Raw genomic sequence first — 1,239 nt, forward strand, 5'->3', positions numbered from 1 at the left:
TGACTGGGCCCCGTTTGGTGGTCCACCGGCTATGAGAGCGTTGGTTGCCGGTTGATGATCCACTGCTGCCGGTAGGCGTCGGGGGTGAGCCAGTCCAGCGAGCCGTGGGGTCTGTAGGTGTTGTACTCGATGCGCCAGTCTTCGGCCAGTACCTGAACCTCGAGGAGGGTATCGAACTGCTCGCAGGCGAGGAACTCGTCGCGGAAACGGCCGTTGAACGATTCACAGACCCCGTTCTGCCACGGTGACCCGGGGTCGATGTAGGCCGGGTCGACGCCGCTGTAGCGGCACCAGTCGGTCAGGGCGTGGGCGGTCAACTCAGGGCCGTTGTCCATCCGGATGTGCTCCGGCCGCCGGCCCAGCCGGGCGCTGACCTCGTCGAGGACGGCGACCGTGGCGTCGGCGGTGAACGAGCGGGCCGCCCGGGTGGCCAGGGCTTCGCGGGTGTACTCGTCGATGATGTTGAGGAAACGGACCTGCCGGCCGTTGGCGGTGACGTCGACCTGGAAGTCCAGTGCCCACATCTGATCCGGCCGCGTCGCGCGCATCCGCTGATGGCGGCCCGGCCCGGCGCGGCGCTTCTTCCGCACTCTGGGTGGGCGTTTGAGGCCTTCGTCGAGCCAGAGCCGGTGGGTGCGTTTCCGGTTGACGACCAGGCCCTCGCGGGCGGCGATCGCATGTGCTTTACGCCATCCCCACCGCGGATACTGCGCGGAGATCTGCCGCAACCTGGCCCGCAGCACCTCATCAGCGTCACGAGGAGCCGACGCCGGACGGCGTTGCGCCGACCGGTGCTGCCCGACCAGCCGGCACGCACGCCGCTGCGCGACCCCGAAGCGCTGCTGCAGCACCGTCACGGCGCGGCGGCGGCGCTGCGGGCTCACCAGTTTCCCCGGTTCAGCTCCTTGAGCATGTCGATATCGAGGAGCTGATCGGCGACGATCCTCTTCAGCCGGGCGTTCTCCCGTTCCAGGTCCTTGAGGCGCTTGGCGTCGTCGGCCTTCATCCCTCCGTACTGCGCCATCCACCGGTGCCAGGTCGCCTCGGAGATCTCCAGTTGCTTACACACCTCGGCCAAGGCACTGCCCTGGCCGATCAGCTTCTCGCCCTCCCGCAGCTTGCGGATGATCTGCTCCGGCGTGTGCCGTCGTCGGGTACCCATCGTGGTGATTCCTCCCGGCCCCATCATGGGGCATCGGGCTCTCACAACAGGTGGACCACTTCACGGGGACCCAGTCA

1 protein-coding gene is annotated in these 1,239 nt (G+C 67.9%); it reads right to left on the reverse strand.

The features are described 5' to 3' along the window. Positions 1-29: 29 nt before the first annotated feature. A protein-coding gene (locus C5N14_RS31455) for an IS3 family transposase (RefSeq protein ID WP_371685949.1) occupies positions 30-1,162 on the reverse strand; the annotation gives its coding sequence in 2 pieces (ribosomal slippage) (positions 30-895 and positions 895-1,162; 1,134 coding nt in all). Positions 1,163-1,239 lie beyond the last annotated feature (77 nt).

It is taken from the genome of Micromonospora sp. MW-13 (genome assembly GCF_003434305.1).
Classification (GTDB): domain Bacteria; phylum Actinomycetota; class Actinomycetes; order Mycobacteriales; family Micromonosporaceae; genus Micromonospora.